Below are 15,169 nucleotides of genomic sequence, written 5' to 3' on the forward strand. Positions count from 1 at the left end.
GGAGCTTCTCAGATGCCCAAACGTATCCTGCAAGGCGTCGTGACCTCCGACGCAAACGCTCAGACCGTCACCGTGTCCGTGGAACGTCGTTTCACACACCCGGTTCTGAAGAAAACCATCCGTAAGTCCAAGAAATACCGGGCTCACGATGAAAAGAACGCTTTCAAGGTCGGCGACACCGTACGCATCATCGAATGCGCGCCGAAATCGAAAACGAAACGCTGGGAAGTTCTGGAAGCCTAAGAGCCTCGTTTGAGGCTCCTGGCGACTAGGCTTTTTAGCACAGTCGAAACCCTGGGGGATCACAGCACGCATCGCTGCCCCAAAGGTCGGGAGAAACCACATGATCCAGATGCAAACAAATCTGGATGTTGCTGATAACTCCGGCGCTCGCCGAGTTCAGTGCATCAAGGTTCTGGGTGGCTCCAAGCGTAAATACGCTTCCGTTGGCGACATCATCGTCGTCTCGGTTAAAGAAGCCATCCCGCGCGGTCGCGTGAAGAAGGGTGACGTCCGTAAGGCCGTTGTCGTTCGCACCGCCAAAGAGGTCCGTCGTGAAGACGGCACCGCCATCCGTTTTGACCGCAACGCTGCTGTTATCCTGAATAACAACAACGAGCCGGTCGGCACCCGTATCTTCGGCCCGGTTGTTCGCGAACTGCGCGCGAAGAACTTCATGAAGATCATCTCGCTCGCTCCGGAGGTGCTCTAATGGCTGCTAAACTGCGCAAAGGCGACAAGGTCGTCGTGCTTGCTGGCAAGGACAAAGGCAAAGAAGGCACCATTGCCTCCGTTGACCCCAAAGCCGGTAAAGCTGTCGTAGATGGCGTGAACATGGCCATCCGTCACACCCGTCAGACCCAGACATCGCAAGGTGGCCGCCTGCCCAAGGCCCTGCCGATCGATCTTTCGAACCTGGCTCTGCTGGACTCCAACGGCAAAGCAACCCGCGTCGGCTTCCGCGAAGAAGACGGCAAGAAGGTGCGCTTTGCAAAAACCACCGGGGAGACTGTCTGATGCTTGACGATGCAACCTACACCCCGCGTCTGAAGACCCTCTACAAGGACACCATCCGTGGCGCCCTCAAAGAGGAATTCGGCTACAAGAACGAGATGCAGATCCCCAAGCTGGACAAGATCGTTCTGAACATCGGCTGCGGCCGTGCAGCCGTCAAAGACAGCAAGAAGGCGAAATCGGCTCAGGAAGACCTGACCAAGATCGCCGGTCAGAAAGCGCTGACCACCGTTGCAAAGAACTCCATCGCTGGCTTCCGCGTTCGTGAAGGCATGCCGATGGGTGCAAAGGTGACCCTGCGTGGCGAGCGGATGTATGAATTCCTCGACCGTCTGATCACCATCGCGATGCCCCGGATCCGCGACTTCCGCGGTGTGTCCGGCACCTCTTTCGACGGTCGTGGCAACTACGCCCTTGGCCTCAAAGAGCACATCGTGTTCCCGGAAATCGATTTCGACAAGATCGACGAAGCCTGGGGCATGGACATCGTAATTGCCACCACCGCGAACACCGACGCGGAAGCTAAGGCGCTGTTGAAAGCTTTCAACATGCCCTTCAACAGCTGATCGCGGAGAGGAAGAGACATGGCTAAAAAAGCAATGATCGAACGCGAAAAGAAGCGCGAGCGCCTGGTGGCCAAATACGCTGCCAAACGTGCCGAGCTCAAAGAGATCGCGAATGACGAATCCCGCCCGATGGAAGAGCGTTTCAAAGCGCGTCTGAAACTGGCGAAACTGCCGCGCAACAGCTCGGCAACCCGTCTGCATAACCGCTGCCAGCTGACCGGCCGTCCCCACGCTTACTACCGTAAGCTGAAGGTAAGCCGTATCGCTCTGCGGGAACTGGGCTCCAATGGCCAGATCCCCGGCATGGTGAAATCGAGCTGGTAAGGGAGAGACAATATGAACGATCCTATCGGCGATATGCTCACCCGTATCCGTAACTCTCAGATGCGTGGCAAATCCACCGTCATGACCCCGGCGTCCAAACTGCGCGCATGGGTTCTGGATGTGCTGCAGTCCGAGGGCTACATTCGCGGCTACGAGAGCGCGACTGATGAACGCGGCCACCCGGCGCTGGAAATCAGCCTCAAGTACTACGAAGGCGAACCTGTCATTCGCGAACTGAAGCGGGTCTCCAAACCCGGTCGTCGCGTTTACATGGGCGTCAATGACATCCCGTCGGTCCGTCAGGGCCTGGGTGTGTCGATTGTCTCCACCCCCAAAGGTGTGATGTCGGATGCAAACGCACGCGCGGCCAACGTTGGTGGCGAAGTGCTTTGCACCGTCTTCTAAGGAGGCCTCAGCACAATGTCTCGTATTGGTAAAAAACCGGTCGAACTGCCCAGCGGTGTTTCCGCGAGCCTGTCCGGCCAGACCATCGAAGTGAAGGGCCCGAAAGGCGCCCAGACCTTCACCGCAACCGACGACGTGACCCTCACCGTTGAGGACAACGTGGTGAAAGTTGAGCCGCGCGGCAAATCCAAGCGCGCGCGTCAGCAGTGGGGCATGTCCCGCACCATGGTGGCCAACATGGTCCAGGGCGTCACCCAGGGTTTCAAGAAAGAGCTTGAGATCCAAGGTGTTGGTTACCGTGCTCAGATGCAGGGCAACACCCTGAAGCTGAACCTCGGCTACAGCCACGACGTCGATTTCACTGCCCCGGAAGGTGTGACCATCACCGCTCCGAAGCAGACCGAAATCGTTGTGGAAGGTGCAGACGCGCAAGCGGTTGGCGAAGTGGCGGCGAAAATCCGCGACTGGCGTCGTCCCGAGCCCTACAAAGGCAAAGGCATCCGCTACAAGGGCGAATTCATCTTCCGCAAGGAAGGCAAGAAGAAGTAAGGACAAGCAAAATGGCAAACAGCAAACGTACCCTGTTTCTGAAGCGTCGTCTGCGCGTCCGGAACAAGCTTCGCAAGGTGAACGCAGGTCGTCTGCGTCTCTCCGTGCACCGCTCGAACAAGAACATCTCTGTTCAGCTGATCGACGACGTCAAAGGTGTGACTCTCGCCGCAGCCTCGACCCTGGAAAAGGATCTTGGTTTTGTGGGCAAGAACAACATCGAAGCGGCAACCAAAGTGGGTTCCGTGATCGCAGAGCGCGCGAAAGCGGCTGGCGTGACCGAAGCATACTTCGATCGTGGCGGTTTCCTCTATCACGGCAAAGTGAAGGCTCTGGCCGACGCTGCGCGTGAAGGTGGTCTGAAGATCTAAGGATCAACCGGGCGCCCCGCTGGCCGGGGCGCCCGAGCGATTTTGGAAAGAGTGGACCGCCTTGGTGGTCCCGATGATCCGGGAGCAGGCCGTGTTGCAGGCTCACCAGGATTGGAACATTTGACGGGGCGGTCTGACTTCCTCGTCACATCATGAAGGAATGCCAAATGGCAGAACGTGAAAACCGCCGCGGCAACCGCCGCGACCGTGAAGAGACACCGGAATTCGCAGATCGTCTGGTCGCGATCAACCGCGTGTCCAAAACCGTTAAGGGTGGTAAGCGCTTCGGCTTCGCCGCGCTCGTCGTCGTAGGTGACCAAAAAGGTCGCGTCGGCTTCGGCAAAGGTAAAGCCAAAGAGGTGCCCGAGGCGATCCGCAAGGCAACCGAGCAAGCCAAGCGCCAGATGATCCGCGTGCCGCTGAAAGAGGGTCGTACCCTGCACCACGACATGTACGGTCGCCACGGCGCCGGCAAAGTGGTCATGCGCACCGCTCCGGAAGGTACTGGTATCATCGCCGGTGGTCCGATGCGTGCTGTGTTTGAAATGCTGGGCATCAAGGACGTGGTTTCCAAGTCCGTTGGCTCTCAGAACCCTTACAACATGATCCGCGCCACCATCGACGGCCTGAAGAAAGAGCAGAGCCCGCGCTCTGTTGCTCAGCGTCGTGGCAAAAAGGTTGCTGACATCCTGCCCAAGCGGGACGAAGCACCCGCGGAAGCAGAAGCGTAAGGAAACTGATCCATGGCTAAAACCATCGTCGTGAAACAGATCGGCTCGCCGATCCGTCGCCCCGCCGAACAGCGCGCAACCCTGATCGGTCTGGGCCTGAACAAGATGCACAAGACCCGCGAACTGGAAGATACCCCTTCCGTGCGCGGCATGGTCAACAAGATCCCGCATCTGGTGGAAATCGTCGAAGAGCGCGACTAAGCCTCTTTGTCGACAAGACTTTGAAAACGCCCGCGGAGAAATCCGGGGGCGTTTTTTCGTCAGGGGAGAGCGCGCGTTCTATGCATCTGCGGCATAGCGGGTGTTCCGAACCGTCAGTTGTTAGCGCCAACAAGCTGCCTTATCTTCGCAAGTGTCAAAGGAATTGAACAGAGACAACAAGAGCCGCGGAAACCCGTCCCGGCTAGAGATAAGGACCAAAACACATGGCACATGTACTGAACACAAACATCGCATCTTCCTCTTTTGTGGCACGCCTGCGCGACGCCATCGAGCAGGCCCGCAGCTCCTGGGCGCTCTACAAGGAATACAAGAGCACCTATAACGAGCTGGCCTCCCTCACGGATCGCGACCTGGCCGATATCGGTGTGCGCCGCTGCGACATTGCAGACCTGGCCCGCAGCCACGTCTACGGCGCCTGATCGCGCGTCTGACAGGACTTTTCGGCCAGGTTCCCTTCCTCCTCCCTCGGGGAGCCATGGCCCATCAAGAGCGCCTCCACATCGTGGGGGCGTTTTTGTTGCGCGGGGGGCGTACGCTCTGGTGAGGAGATTTTCAGCTCGATCAGGCATCGTGTTCGGCGTGTTGCGCAACACGCGGGCCTGCGGTGGCATGCAGGTCCACCCCGGAAAACGGGGCCCCGGAGTGACGTCCGGGGCTGCAAGGTCAGATATCTGTTCTTCTTGGAGGGTGACGCCTCTGAACCCATTCCGAACCGGCGGCGCCGCCACCTTTAACGGGACGCACCAGCAGCCAAAGACATCGATAGAGACGAATGGCGGCAGGGCAGGGGCCCTGCGGCCCGATACGGCATTGTTGCCGTCCGCTCCGCGTGGGGCAAGTCAAACCTTGATCCTGCTGTGCATCCCGTCTATACGCCCCCGGTGGCTATCTGTGCCGCAAGAATCAAAACCAAGAAATGCCGTGTCTGACCCTGCTCGCTTCATGGGGTCACTTCCGGCTTTAGGAGAAGCGATATGAAACTCAATGAACTGCGCGACAACCCAGGTGCATCCCCGAAACGGACCCGCGTTGGCCGTGGTCCGGGCTCCGGCAAAGGTAAAATGGGTGGCCGCGGTATCAAAGGTCAGAAGTCCCGTTCCGGTGTGGCGATCAATGGCTACGAAGGTGGCCAGATGCCGCTCTACCAGCGTCTGCCCAAGCGTGGCTTCAACAAGCCCAACGCGAAGAAATACGCTGTTGTGAACCTCGGGCTGATCCAGAAATTCATCGACGCAGGCAAGCTCGACGCAGCTTCGATCACCGAAGACAGCCTCGTGGCATCCGGCCTCGTCCGTCGCAAGCTCGACGGCATTCGCGTGCTGGCGAAGGGTGAATTCACCGCCAAGGCGACCATCGCTGTGACCGGTGCCTCCAAGTCTGCCGTTGAGGCAGTTTCCAAGGCAGGCGGCGCCCTGACCGTGGCATCTGAGGCCGCAGCTGAGTAACGGCTTGTGAGCGGCGCGTAAGCCGCTTACATAAGTCATCAGTTTTCCCATACGCCGTCCGAGCCGGAAAACGGTTCCGGGCGGCGTTTTCGCAAGAAGAGACTCCTTTTATGGTATCAGCAGCAGAACAAATGGCGGCGAACACCAGCTGGGCAGCGCTCGGCAAGGCCACGGATCTGCGCAACCGCATCCTGTTTACGATTGGACTTTTGATTGTCTATCGTTTGGGCACTTGGATTCCCGTTCCGGGGATCGACGCCGATGCATTGCGCCAGTTCATGGACACCGCCGGGCAAGGCATTGGCGGCATGGTGTCGATGTTTACTGGGGGCGCTTTGGGCCGCATGGGTATTTTTGCCCTCGGCATCATGCCCTATATCTCGGCCTCCATTATCGTGCAGTTGCTGACCTCGATGGTGCCCGCGCTCGAACAGCTCAAGAAAGAGGGCGAGCAGGGCCGCAAGAAGATCAACCAATACACCCGTTACGGCACCGTCCTGCTGGCAACCGCTCAGGCCTATGGCCTCGCAGCATCGCTGGAAGCCGGGGATATGGCGTTTGATCCGGGTCTCTATTTCCGCCTGTCGTGCATGATCACGCTGGTGGGCGGCACCATGTTCCTGATGTGGCTGGGTGAGCAGATCACCAATCGCGGCATCGGCAACGGTATCTCGCTGATCATCTTCGTCGGCATCATCGCCGAAATCCCCGCCGCCATTGCACAGTTCTTTGCCTCTGGCCGCTCTGGTGCGATTTCTCCGGCCGTGATCATTGCTGTGATCGTGATGGTGGTTGCGGTGATCATGTTTGTGGTCTTCATGGAGCGTGCGCTGCGCAAGATCCACATTCAGTATCCGCGTCGCCAGGTGGGTATGAAAGTCTATGACGGCGGCTCTTCGCACCTGCCTGTCAAGGTCAACCCGGCGGGCGTGATCCCTGCGATCTTTGCCTCCTCACTGCTCTTGCTGCCGACCACGATCTCCACCTTCAGCCAGGGCTCTGCTTCGAGCCCGGTGATGAGCTGGCTCCTGGCCAACTTCGGCCCCGGTCAGCCGCTCTATCTGCTATTCTTTACGGCGATGATCGTGTTCTTTGCGTATTTCTACACCTTCAACGTCTCCTTCAAGCCGGATGACGTGGCGCAGAACCTGAAGAACCAGAACGGCTTTGTGCCCGGCATCCGCCCCGGCAAGAAGACCGCGGAATACATCGAATATGTGGTGAACCGCGTCCTCGTCCTCGGCTCTGCCTATCTCGCGCTGGTGTGCTTGCTGCCTGAGATTTTGCGCAACAATTTCGCAATTCCGGTTTACTTTGGCGGCACCTCGGTTCTGATTGTGGTCTCTGTGACCATGGACACGATCCAGCAGGTACAGAGCCATCTTCTCGCGCATCAGTACGAAGGCCTCATTGAGAAGAGCCAGCTGCGCGGTCGGAACAAGAAACGCACCAAACGGGGACCGTCTCGTCGATGACCAATATTATTCTTCTGGGCCCGCCCGGCGCGGGCAAGGGAACGCAGGCCAGCCACCTGGTCAAGACCCGCAACATGACCCAGCTCTCCACCGGGGACATGCTGCGCGCGGCGCAGTCCTCCGGCTCCGAGATGGGCAAGAAGGTCGCGGCGATCATGGCCGAGGGCAAGCTCGTCACGGATCAGATCGTGATCGGTCTCATTCGCGAGCGTCTGCAAGAAGGCTCCGAGGGCGGCTTCATCTTTGACGGCTTCCCACGCACCCTCGCGCAGGCAGACGCGCTCGAGAAGCTCCTGACCGAAATGGGCCTGAAGCTTGATGCGGTGATCGAGATGCAGGTGGATGACGAGGTGCTCGTGAAGCGCATCGTCAACCGCGCCGAAGAGGCCCGCGCTGCGGGCAAGGAAGCGCGCGCCGATGACAATGAGGACTCGGTCCGTATCCGGCTGATGGAATACTACAAGAAGACCTCGCCGCTCATCGGCTATTACTGGGCCAAGGGCAATCTGCAGCGTCTGGACGGCATGGCCTCCATCGACGAAGTACAGAAATCCATCGCTTGGATTCTGGGCGACTGATCGCGCCCGTCGCGTTCACGCGGTGCATGAAATAGACCAGACAGGCTGCCCTTGGGCGGCCTGTTTTGTTTTGGACGCAGGGCAGGGCGCAGGGGTGGGCCAAGAGAGGCGCGCAGGGTCGAATTGCCCAGAGATTATGCATTGCGGCGCGCCTCAGGATGGGCGATACGGGATTGACGCAACAGGAACTTCAGCCCGTGCCAGTTGATGCTGGTTTCAGGGTTGACCCATAGGTCAAATCCACATACCAACCGACATCCCTGCTGGGAATCATTCCAGGCGGGCAATTTGCGTTGTCCACCTGATTACCTCGATACATCCGAGACCCTTTGGCCCATGCCAACTGGTTGAGTGTTGTGAAAAAAGGTTCTGGAGCTACGGAACCGCAACCAAAAAGGAAAGTGACACGTGGCACGTATTGCCGGCGTTAACATCCCGACCGCCAAACGGGTTCCGATCGCCCTGACTTATATCACGGGTATCGGCCCTGCATCCGCCAAAGCTATCTGTGAGGCCGTGAACATCGACGCAACCCGTCGTGTGAACGAACTCTCCGACGCAGAAGTTCTGGCCATCCGCGAACACATCGACGCCACCTACACCGTTGAAGGTGACCTGCGTCGTGAAGTGCAGATGAACATCAAGCGCCTGATGGACCTGGGCTGCTACCGTGGCCTGCGCCACCGTCGCAACCTGCCGGTTCGTGGTCAGCGTACCCACACCAACGCTCGTACTCGCAAAGGCCCCGCAAAGGCCATTGCTGGTAAGAAGAAGTAAGGGAGGGTCCTGACAGATGGCACGCGATAAAACCCGCACGAAGCGTAAAGAGCGTAAGAACATTGCATCGGGCGTTGCCCATGTGAACTCCTCGTTCAACAACACCAAGATCCTGATCTCTGACGTTCAGGGCAACGCGATTTCCTGGTCCTCCGCTGGCACCATGGGCTTCAAGGGCTCCCGTAAGTCCACGCCCTATGCCGCGCAGATGGCTGCAGAAGACGCAGGCCGCAAGGCACAGGATCACGGCGTAAAGACCCTCGAGGTCGAGGTTCAAGGCCCCGGTTCGGGTCGTGAATCCGCCCTGCGCGCGCTGGCCGCAATCGGTTTCAACATCACCAACATCCGTGATGTGACCCCGATCGCACACAACGGCTGCCGCCCGCCGAAGCGCCGCCGCGTCTAAGCGACACAATCTTTGACTGAGGCCTTGTCTTGGACAGGGCCTCAGTTCGTCATTTGAAACCTCGGGCGTCTGATCCTTTGGACATGGGGTTCAGACAGGAATGGAGGGAACGCATGATCCATAAGAATTGGGCAGAATTGATCAAGCCCACGCAGCTTGAGGTGAAACCGGGCAATGATCCGGCACGTCAGGCAACGCTCGTTGCGGAACCGCTGGAGCGTGGCTTTGGTCTGACGCTCGGCAACGCGCTGCGCCGCATCCTGATGAGCTCGCTGCAAGGCGCGGCCATCACATCCGTTCAGATCGACAACGTGCTGCACGAGTTTTCCTCCGTGGCCGGTGTTCGTGAAGACGTCACAGACATCATCCTGAACCTCAAGCAGGTCTCCCTGCGCATGGAAGTCGAAGGGCCCAAGCGCCTGTCGATCAATGCCAAAGGTCCGGCCGTCGTCACCGCAGGCGACATTGCCGAAACCGCTGGCATCGAAGTTCTGAACCGCGAGCACGTCATCTGCCACCTCGACGATGGTGCGGATCTGTTCATGGAACTCACTGTCAACACCGGCAAAGGCTATGTCTCTGCCGAGAAGAACAAGCCCGAGGACGCACCGATTGGTCTTATTCCGATCGACGCGATCTATTCCCCGGTCAAGAAGGTCTCTTACGACGTGCAGCCGACCCGCGAAGGTCAGGTTCTGGACTATGACAAGCTGACCCTCAAAGTTGACACCGACGGCTCCATCACCCCCGAAGACGCGCTGGCTTTTGCGGCCCGCATCCTTCAGGACCAGCTGTCGATCTTCGTGAACTTCGACGAGCCGGAATCCGCAGGTCGTCAGGACGAGGACGATGGTCTCGAGTTCAACCCGCTTCTCCTCAAGAAAGTGGACGAGCTGGAACTGTCCGTGCGTTCGGCAAACTGCCTCAAGAACGACAACATCGTCTATATCGGCGATCTGATCCAGAAAACCGAAGCCGAGATGCTCCGCACCCCGAACTTCGGCCGCAAGTCCTTGAACGAGATCAAGGAAGTGCTGTCTGGCATGGGTCTGCACCTCGGTATGGACGTTGAGGACTGGCCGCCGGACAACATCGAAGAGCTGGCCAAGAAATTCGAAGACAGCTTCTAAGCTGGACTTTCGATCCGAGGGGGGCTAAGGCCCCCTTCAAAATTCCCGGAACTGCCGGGGAAAATCCGGGCCTCCCGCCCCAAGGTGAGCAGCCGACACGCATCAGCTGCCTGACAAAGCAAAACGCAAGTTAAAGGATATCAAAAATGCGTCACGCACGTGGTTATCGCCGCCTGAACCGTACTCACGAGCACCGTAAGGCCCTGTTCTCCAACATGGCTGGCTCGCTGATCGAACACGAACAGATCAAGACGACCCTTCCCAAAGCAAAAGAACTGCGTCCGATCATCGAAAAGATGATCACGCTGGCAAAGCGCGGCGACCTGCACGCTCGCCGTCAGGCCGCGTCCAAGCTGAAAGAAGACAAGGACGTTGCAAAACTGTTCGACGTTCTGGGCCCGCGCTACAAGGATCGTCAGGGCGGTTACGTCCGCATCCTGAAGGCCGGTTTCCGTTACGGTGACATGGCGCCTATGGCGATCATCGAATTCGTTGACCGCGACGTTTCCGCCAAAGGCGCAGCCGACAAGGCCCGTCTGGCAGAAATCGAAGCTGTCGAAGACGAAGAATAAGATCTCGCGGTCATCTGACCGTCTGACTTTCCCCCGCTCTGGCAACAGGGCGGGGGTTTTTGCTTTTCGGACCCGACCTTGGCAGCTAACATCCGCTCAAGGTACATTTTTGGGCAAGGCATGTTTAATCAGATTATCACGAAGGCCGCGTTCATACTGGGTCTGAGCCTCGCAGGGGCGCTCCCTGCTGGTTCAGAAACTGTCGCAGGGCAAGAAGATGCCGCATACCTCTCTGCACGCGAGGATTGGTTGGCCGGAAGCGACACCAAGGCACTTAAAGCTCTTGGTGTTCTGGCAAGGCAAGGCAACACCGCTGCCCAAATACTTTTGTCACGGATCGCCGCATCGGAGCTTACACATCAGCATGTGACGGCAGATTTGCCGCGTCGCGAGCGCATCGCCTTGCTGCGCAAGGAACAGGGATTGTCTGGCAAGGATTGGCTGACAGAGGCGCGGTCTTCTTCTGAACTTGCAGAGGCGCTTTGGACATTGAACAGAACCCCGGATGCGATGGACGCAGGACAAGCTGTCGAAATCCTTTGGGACCACGGCGAGGCCAAAGCCGCAATCAATATGATGCTTGAAGCGTGGTCTCGGGGCGAAGAGGATAGCGTTCTGCAACGGATCGAAGCGAGCAGTCACGATCTCGGACCCGATGGGGCGCAAATGCTGGCCTTCCTGAAAGGAGATATTGACCAATGGCGAGTGGACGAGCTGCGCGGGCGGCTTGCACTTGAAGGGTTGCTAGAGCCGCTCACCAGTCTCTCGGATGCGTCCCGCTTGGCCAAGGTGGAGGAGATTCCTTCTCTGGAGCCATTGAGCAAATATTGCGCGGCCACCTGTCCCGAGTCCGTTGCGCTTTGCCTCAGATCGGGGCTTCGTGCTGCAACCGTTGCCGGTCGCTTCCCACAGCCTTTCGCAAGCCCGTCGCAATCCCTCATTCCCGACGAGGAATACTGGGACAGTGCCCGATTTCAGGGTGATTTCTCGGCGCTCATGAAGGCCGGAGGTGGGTTGACCTGCGAGTAGCCGCCGCGATGCGCGCTACTCCGCCGCTTTTTTCACAAATTGGCTCTTGAGGCCCATCTGGCCGATGCCGGGCACTTTGCAGTCGATGTCGTGATCTCCGTCCACCAAGCGGATGCCGCGCACCTTGGTGCCGACTTTGACCACAGAGGAGGAGCCTTTGACCTTGAGGTCCTTGATCACCGTCACGGTGTCGCCATCGCTCAGCACGTTGCCGACGCTGTCGCGCACCACCGGCGCGTCTGAGGCGGTCTCGGCGGACCATTCGTGGCCGCACTCGGGGCACACAAGCAGCGCGTCCATTGCATAAGCATAAACGGAGCCGCATTCGGGGCAGGGGGGCAAGCTATCTGTCATGTCCCGTCTTTAGCGCCCCATGCGCGCCGCGCACAGGGTTATTTCAGTCCAGGTTCTATTCTCTGGTCGTCCCGGTGATCAGGCCTCGCGCGGATCATTGAGGTACATTCGCCAATTGTGCTCCGGCGCAAATCCCAGCATCCGCTTTGCTTTCTCGATGGAATAGAAGGTCTCCGTCTCGCCCATCTCGGCCTTGGGGATGCCGCGATAGTAGTGACTGATGATCTCCAAGGTGCTGAGGTTCACCGAATGGTCCTCATTGGCGACGTTGAAGATCTCATAGCCAAGCCCGTCGGCGTCCAGACAGCGCTGCACCATCTGGCCGAGGTCGCGGGCGTCGATATAGGCAAAGATATTGCGCCGTCTGAGTTCGGGATCGGCCATATAGGCTGGGAAGTTCGCCTTGTATTCATGGGGTTCGATCACGTTGTTGATGCGCAGCCCATAGATGTCGGCGCCGCTACGGCGTTGAAAGCTTAGCGCCGCCTGTTCATTGGCCACCTTGGACATTGCATAGGCGTCTTCGGGCACCACCGGGTGTGCTTCGTCGATCGGCAGATACTCGGGCTTGCGCTCGCCCCCGGCAAAACAGATGCCATATGTGGTCTCGGACGAGGCAAAGATCACCTTGCGCACCCCCGCCTTCAGGGCGGCGTCGATCACATTGTAGGTGCCCACGGTGTTGATCCGGTAGCACTCATTGTCCGACCGCATCAACAGGCGCGGGATGGCTGCAAAATGCACCACCGCGTCAAAGGGCGGCGGGCTCTGATGCCGTTCCATCTCGTCATATCCGGCCCAGGCGTGCATCACGTCATGCATCTGACCCGCATCGGTCATATCCGCGATGCGGTTGTCCACACCGGGCAGATCGAGCGGGGTGAGATCCACATTGACGACCCGATGCCCCTGCGCCAGCAGATAGGCGATGACATGGCGTCCAGCTTTGCCAGAGCCTCCGGTGAACAGAATACGCATGATGGCCTCCTCTCTTTGAAGCGAGGATAGCGGTAACGGCGCTGTGGTCCAGTGCACGCTTACGTGATCTTTGCCGTCTCAGCCGAGCACCCCGGCGGCCTCGGCGATTGTTTTATGTCCTGCAGCGGCTTATCACGGGAACACAGCCTCAAGGAGACCGCTGATGAGCACCCCGCAGACCAAACCCCTCCTGACCCTGTTTGATCTTCAAGGGTTGGTGTTTGGGGTATTGATGTGCTCGCTCGGGGTGGTGTTCCTCAAGGCGGCAGGGCTGGTGACGGGACAGACGGCAGGCATTGCGCTCTTGTTGTCCTATGTGCTGCCTCTCGGCTTTGGGCCGTTGTTTTTTATGATCGGTCTGCCGTTTCTGGTGCTGGCGTGGGTCAAACGGGGCGCGGTCTTTGCCCTGCGCACGGTCCTCGTGGTGCTGGGGATCTCTGCCGGGGCGCAGATCCTGCCAATGTACCTGAGCTTTGACACGCTGCACATTGGGATTGCAGCGCTTTTGGGCGGAGCCTGTAGCGGGGCGGGACTCATTGCGATCTTTCGCCACAACGCTTCGGCGGGGGGGATGACGATCCTCGGGATCATCATCGAACACCGCACCGGCTTTAAGGCGGGCTGGTTTCAGCTTGGCGTTGATGCCTGCGTTTTTGCGGTCTCGGCTCTGGTGCTGTCGCCCGAGCAGCTGATCTATTCCTTTGTCGGGGCGATGTTCACCAACCTCTGCATCGTGTGGAACTTTGACGTTGCCCAGAGCGGCACCGGCCGCCCCGGATACGGGCGCGCGGCCCCAAAGGGCGCTAGCGACGACTGAAGGCCAGGATGATCTGGCGCGCCTGACGCTGGAACAGGCCGGGACCCTTGGGGGCGCCGCCGCGCGCCTCGACGTCTGCGATCACCCGCCGTGCAAGCCAGATCGCAAAAAGCCCAAAAATCACGCCGCCAACGGCCTGACCGATCAGCGCGCCCGGGGCGCCAAAGAAATGCGCCCCGATCCAGACCAGAGGAATGGTCCCGATGGTATGCCGCCCCCAGTTAAGCCATGTGGAATGAAACGGATGGCCGAGGTTGTTAAAGCTGGCATTGGCGACAAAAATCGCCCCGTTGAAGAAAAACGCCAGCGCAAGCGGGCCGCAAAAGAGGTAGATCAGCGAGAGCGCGGTCCCTTGCGCATCAAACAGCGCCGCAATAGGGGCGCGCAACACAAAGAGGATCGCGGTCACAGCCACCACAAAGAGCCCCGTGAACAGGAGCGCGTCCCAGAACGCGCGCCGCACGCGGTCAAAATTCCCCGCTCCATAGTTCTGCCCCACGATAGGGCCAATCGCCCCCGAGAGCGCAAAGATGGTGCCAAAGGCCAGCGGTGACATCCGCGCAATCACGGCCATGCCCGCCACGGCCTCCTCACCAAACTCCGCCATCGCGCGGGTGACAAAGGCCTGTCCCACGGGCGTGGCAAGCTGTGTCAGGATCGCGGGAAAGGATATCGCAAAGATCGGCGCAAGCCCGGCCACAAAGAGCGCAAACGGCGGGCGCTCCAATCCGCCGTGGTGGCGAAAGATCGGCCCAAGGGCAAAGACCGCAACCGCAACGCGCGAGGCGGCACTGGCCCAGGCGGCACCGATCAGCTCCAGATCAAAGCCGAAGATCAGGATCGGATCGAGCGCCGCATTGACCACGCCACCTGCAATGGTCGCCATCATGGCGCGTCGGGCATCGCCATGGGCGCGCAGGATCGCGCCTCCGGCCATCCCCATCAGCAAGAGCGGCAGCGTCGGCACGATGATCTGCAGATAGGCCACCGCCAGATCGAGCGCGCGCCCCTTTGCCCCCAAAAGCGCCACCAGCGAGGCGAGGTTGAACCAGATCACCAGCGCAAATATGGCTGAGAAAATCCCGCCCCAGATCAATGCGTTAGAGGCTTGCTGGCGGGCCAGAACGGACTCCCCGGCCCCCAGCGCCCGCGCTACAAGGGCGCCCGCGGCAATGGCGATCCCGATGTTGAAGGAGGTGGTGAAAAACAGGATGGCGCCCGCATAGCCCACCGCCGCGGCCAGCTCTTCTTTGCCGAGCATGGCGATGAACACCATGTCGATGAAATCCACCGCAAATACCGCCATCAACCCCACCGAGGAGGTGAGCGACATCACCGTGATATGGCGCAGCAGGTTGCCCTTGAGAAACTTGGCCTGTTCCATCGGAGATCTCCTCGGATCGGGTTGGACTCGGTGCGGAGCCTC

General features: G+C 59.3%; 23 protein-coding genes. 20 read left to right on the top strand and 3 right to left on the bottom strand.

Going from position 1 to position 15,169, the window contains the following annotated elements:
• The first annotated feature begins 12 nt into the window (after nucleotides 1-12).
• The 19 genes from rpsQ (at nucleotide 13) to ACZ1HH_RS01420 (ending at nucleotide 11,594) form a co-directional block, all read left to right on the top strand.
• A complete protein-coding gene (gene rpsQ / locus ACZ1HH_RS01330; protein ID WP_008555996.1) occupies nucleotides 13-243 on the top strand; it encodes a 30S ribosomal protein S17 in 231 nt (76 codons plus the stop codon).
• Between the two features lie 100 nt (nucleotides 244-343).
• A complete protein-coding gene (gene rplN, locus ACZ1HH_RS01335) occupies nucleotides 344-712 on the top strand; it encodes a 50S ribosomal protein L14 (protein ID WP_005621870.1) in 369 nt (122 codons plus the stop codon).
• Complete coding sequence (gene rplX, locus ACZ1HH_RS01340; protein ID WP_472637095.1) at nucleotides 712-1,017, top strand: 50S ribosomal protein L24; 306 nt, start codon at nucleotides 712-714, stop codon at nucleotides 1,015-1,017. Before rplN ends, rplX begins: the two co-directional genes overlap by 1 nt.
• On the top strand, nucleotides 1,017-1,580 hold the full coding sequence (gene rplE, locus ACZ1HH_RS01345; protein ID WP_011537618.1) for a 50S ribosomal protein L5: 564 nt from the start codon (nucleotides 1,017-1,019) through the stop codon (nucleotides 1,578-1,580). The genes rplX and rplE overlap by 1 nt, the downstream gene beginning before the upstream one ends.
• 18 nt (nucleotides 1,581-1,598) lie before the next feature.
• The gene (gene rpsN / locus ACZ1HH_RS01350; protein ID WP_005621844.1) at nucleotides 1,599-1,904 is read left to right on the top strand and encodes a 30S ribosomal protein S14; all 306 of its coding nucleotides are present in this window, start codon (nucleotides 1,599-1,601) and stop codon (nucleotides 1,902-1,904) included.
• 12 nt (nucleotides 1,905-1,916) lie between these two features.
• The gene (gene rpsH, locus ACZ1HH_RS01355; protein ID WP_011537619.1) at nucleotides 1,917-2,309 is read left to right on the top strand and encodes a 30S ribosomal protein S8; all 393 of its coding nucleotides are present in this window, start codon (nucleotides 1,917-1,919) and stop codon (nucleotides 2,307-2,309) included.
• Between the two features lie 15 nt (nucleotides 2,310-2,324).
• Entirely contained in the window at nucleotides 2,325-2,858 is a 534-nt protein-coding gene (rplF, locus tag ACZ1HH_RS01360; protein ID WP_011537620.1) for a 50S ribosomal protein L6, read from the top strand.
• A gap of 11 nt (nucleotides 2,859-2,869) precedes the next feature.
• Complete coding sequence (gene rplR / locus ACZ1HH_RS01365) at nucleotides 2,870-3,229, top strand: 50S ribosomal protein L18 (protein ID WP_005621834.1); 360 nt, start codon at nucleotides 2,870-2,872, stop codon at nucleotides 3,227-3,229.
• Between the two features lie 167 nt (nucleotides 3,230-3,396).
• Nucleotides 3,397-3,960 carry a 30S ribosomal protein S5 gene (gene rpsE / locus ACZ1HH_RS01370; RefSeq protein ID WP_009176874.1) on the top strand — a complete coding sequence of 188 codons (564 nt, stop codon included), beginning with the start codon at nucleotides 3,397-3,399 and terminating at the stop codon, nucleotides 3,958-3,960.
• Between the two features lie 12 nt (nucleotides 3,961-3,972).
• Nucleotides 3,973-4,161: a 50S ribosomal protein L30 gene (gene rpmD, locus ACZ1HH_RS01375; RefSeq protein WP_011537621.1), complete on the top strand. Its 189-nt coding sequence runs from the start codon at nucleotides 3,973-3,975 to the stop codon at nucleotides 4,159-4,161.
• Between the two features lie 224 nt (nucleotides 4,162-4,385).
• Entirely contained in the window at nucleotides 4,386-4,601 is a 216-nt protein-coding gene (locus ACZ1HH_RS01380; protein WP_472637096.1) for a DUF1127 domain-containing protein, read from the top strand.
• A 555-nt stretch (nucleotides 4,602-5,156) separates the two neighbouring features.
• Entirely contained in the window at nucleotides 5,157-5,627 is a 471-nt protein-coding gene (rplO, locus tag ACZ1HH_RS01385) for a 50S ribosomal protein L15 (protein ID WP_011537623.1), read from the top strand.
• Between the two features lie 110 nt (nucleotides 5,628-5,737).
• The gene (gene secY, locus ACZ1HH_RS01390; RefSeq protein ID WP_416367801.1) at nucleotides 5,738-7,102 is read left to right on the top strand and encodes a preprotein translocase subunit SecY; all 1,365 of its coding nucleotides are present in this window, start codon (nucleotides 5,738-5,740) and stop codon (nucleotides 7,100-7,102) included.
• Entirely contained in the window at nucleotides 7,099-7,680 is a 582-nt protein-coding gene (locus ACZ1HH_RS01395; RefSeq protein WP_011537625.1) for an adenylate kinase, read from the top strand. The genes secY and ACZ1HH_RS01395 overlap by 4 nt, the downstream gene beginning before the upstream one ends.
• Nucleotides 7,681-8,088: 408 nt before the next feature.
• Nucleotides 8,089-8,457, top strand: a complete 369-nt coding sequence (gene rpsM / locus ACZ1HH_RS01400) for a 30S ribosomal protein S13 (RefSeq protein WP_011537626.1) — start codon at nucleotides 8,089-8,091, stop codon at nucleotides 8,455-8,457.
• A gap of 16 nt (nucleotides 8,458-8,473) precedes the next feature.
• Nucleotides 8,474-8,863: a 30S ribosomal protein S11 gene (gene rpsK / locus ACZ1HH_RS01405; RefSeq protein ID WP_011537627.1), complete on the top strand. Its 390-nt coding sequence runs from the start codon at nucleotides 8,474-8,476 to the stop codon at nucleotides 8,861-8,863.
• Nucleotides 8,864-8,976: 113 nt separating this feature from the next.
• Complete coding sequence (locus ACZ1HH_RS01410) at nucleotides 8,977-9,993, top strand: DNA-directed RNA polymerase subunit alpha (RefSeq protein ID WP_011537628.1); 1,017 nt, start codon at nucleotides 8,977-8,979, stop codon at nucleotides 9,991-9,993.
• Nucleotides 9,994-10,139: 146 nt separating this feature from the next.
• On the top strand, nucleotides 10,140-10,565 hold the full coding sequence (gene rplQ, locus ACZ1HH_RS01415) for a 50S ribosomal protein L17 (protein WP_011537629.1): 426 nt from the start codon (nucleotides 10,140-10,142) through the stop codon (nucleotides 10,563-10,565).
• Between the two features lie 120 nt (nucleotides 10,566-10,685).
• On the top strand, nucleotides 10,686-11,594 hold the full coding sequence (locus ACZ1HH_RS01420) for a hypothetical protein (protein WP_487320338.1): 909 nt from the start codon (nucleotides 10,686-10,688) through the stop codon (nucleotides 11,592-11,594).
• 15 nt (nucleotides 11,595-11,609) lie between these two features.
• Here the strand turns inward: ACZ1HH_RS01420 and ACZ1HH_RS01425 are convergent, their stop codons facing one another.
• Complete coding sequence (locus ACZ1HH_RS01425; protein ID WP_011537631.1) at nucleotides 11,610-11,948, bottom strand: zinc ribbon domain-containing protein YjdM; 339 nt, start codon at nucleotides 11,946-11,948, stop codon at nucleotides 11,610-11,612.
• A gap of 78 nt (nucleotides 11,949-12,026) precedes the next feature.
• A complete protein-coding gene (locus ACZ1HH_RS01430) occupies nucleotides 12,027-12,926 on the bottom strand; it encodes an NAD-dependent epimerase/dehydratase family protein (protein WP_472637099.1) in 900 nt (299 codons plus the stop codon).
• Between the two features lie 163 nt (nucleotides 12,927-13,089).
• Here ACZ1HH_RS01430 and ACZ1HH_RS01435 point away from each other — a divergent pair, with 163 nt between their 5' ends.
• Nucleotides 13,090-13,743 carry a YitT family protein gene (locus ACZ1HH_RS01435; RefSeq protein ID WP_472637100.1) on the top strand — a complete coding sequence of 218 codons (654 nt, stop codon included), beginning with the start codon at nucleotides 13,090-13,092 and terminating at the stop codon, nucleotides 13,741-13,743.
• Here the strand turns inward: ACZ1HH_RS01435 and ACZ1HH_RS01440 are convergent.
• Nucleotides 13,730-15,127, bottom strand: a complete 1,398-nt coding sequence (locus ACZ1HH_RS01440; protein ID WP_472637101.1) for an MATE family efflux transporter — start codon at nucleotides 15,125-15,127, stop codon at nucleotides 13,730-13,732. The genes ACZ1HH_RS01435 and ACZ1HH_RS01440 overlap by 14 nt on opposite strands.
• Nucleotides 15,128-15,169: the final 42 nt, after the last annotated feature.

The sequence above is a fragment of the Epibacterium sp. HA2-3 genome (genome assembly GCF_055693725.2).

Bases quoted from the DNA above. Each gene is read 5' to 3' on its own strand.
- rplO (WP_011537623.1), top strand. From the start codon at position 5,157: ATGAAACTCAATGAACTGCGCGACAACCCAGGTGCATCCCCGAAACGG.
- rplF (WP_011537620.1), top strand. From the start codon at position 2,325: ATGTCTCGTATTGGTAAAAAACCGGTCGAACTGCCCAGCGGTGTTTCC.
- rplR (WP_005621834.1), top strand. From the start codon at position 2,870: ATGGCAAACAGCAAACGTACCCTGTTTCTGAAGCGTCGTCTGCGCGTC.
- ACZ1HH_RS01425 (WP_011537631.1), bottom strand. From the start codon at position 11,948: ATGACAGATAGCTTGCCCCCCTGCCCCGAATGCGGCTCCGTTTATGCT.
- ACZ1HH_RS01435 (WP_472637100.1), top strand. From the start codon at position 13,090: ATGAGCACCCCGCAGACCAAACCCCTCCTGACCCTGTTTGATCTTCAA.
- rplX (WP_472637095.1), top strand. From the start codon at position 712: ATGGCTGCTAAACTGCGCAAAGGCGACAAGGTCGTCGTGCTTGCTGGC.
- rpsN (WP_005621844.1), top strand. From the start codon at position 1,599: ATGGCTAAAAAAGCAATGATCGAACGCGAAAAGAAGCGCGAGCGCCTG.
- ACZ1HH_RS01430 (WP_472637099.1), bottom strand. From the start codon at position 12,926: ATGCGTATTCTGTTCACCGGAGGCTCTGGCAAAGCTGGACGCCATGTC.
- ACZ1HH_RS01380 (WP_472637096.1), top strand. From the start codon at position 4,386: ATGGCACATGTACTGAACACAAACATCGCATCTTCCTCTTTTGTGGCA.
- rpsH (WP_011537619.1), top strand. From the start codon at position 1,917: ATGAACGATCCTATCGGCGATATGCTCACCCGTATCCGTAACTCTCAG.
- ACZ1HH_RS01410 (WP_011537628.1), top strand. From the start codon at position 8,977: ATGATCCATAAGAATTGGGCAGAATTGATCAAGCCCACGCAGCTTGAG.
- ACZ1HH_RS01395 (WP_011537625.1), top strand. From the start codon at position 7,099: ATGACCAATATTATTCTTCTGGGCCCGCCCGGCGCGGGCAAGGGAACG.
- rpsK (WP_011537627.1), top strand. From the start codon at position 8,474: ATGGCACGCGATAAAACCCGCACGAAGCGTAAAGAGCGTAAGAACATT.
- rpsE (WP_009176874.1), top strand. From the start codon at position 3,397: ATGGCAGAACGTGAAAACCGCCGCGGCAACCGCCGCGACCGTGAAGAG.
- secY (WP_416367801.1), top strand. From the start codon at position 5,738: ATGGTATCAGCAGCAGAACAAATGGCGGCGAACACCAGCTGGGCAGCG.
- rpsQ (WP_008555996.1), top strand. From the start codon at position 13: ATGCCCAAACGTATCCTGCAAGGCGTCGTGACCTCCGACGCAAACGCT.
- rplE (WP_011537618.1), top strand. From the start codon at position 1,017: ATGCTTGACGATGCAACCTACACCCCGCGTCTGAAGACCCTCTACAAG.
- rplQ (WP_011537629.1), top strand. From the start codon at position 10,140: ATGCGTCACGCACGTGGTTATCGCCGCCTGAACCGTACTCACGAGCAC.
- ACZ1HH_RS01440 (WP_472637101.1), bottom strand. From the start codon at position 15,127: ATGGAACAGGCCAAGTTTCTCAAGGGCAACCTGCTGCGCCATATCACG.
- rpmD (WP_011537621.1), top strand. From the start codon at position 3,973: ATGGCTAAAACCATCGTCGTGAAACAGATCGGCTCGCCGATCCGTCGC.
- rplN (WP_005621870.1), top strand. From the start codon at position 344: ATGATCCAGATGCAAACAAATCTGGATGTTGCTGATAACTCCGGCGCT.
- ACZ1HH_RS01420 (WP_487320338.1), top strand. From the start codon at position 10,686: ATGTTTAATCAGATTATCACGAAGGCCGCGTTCATACTGGGTCTGAGC.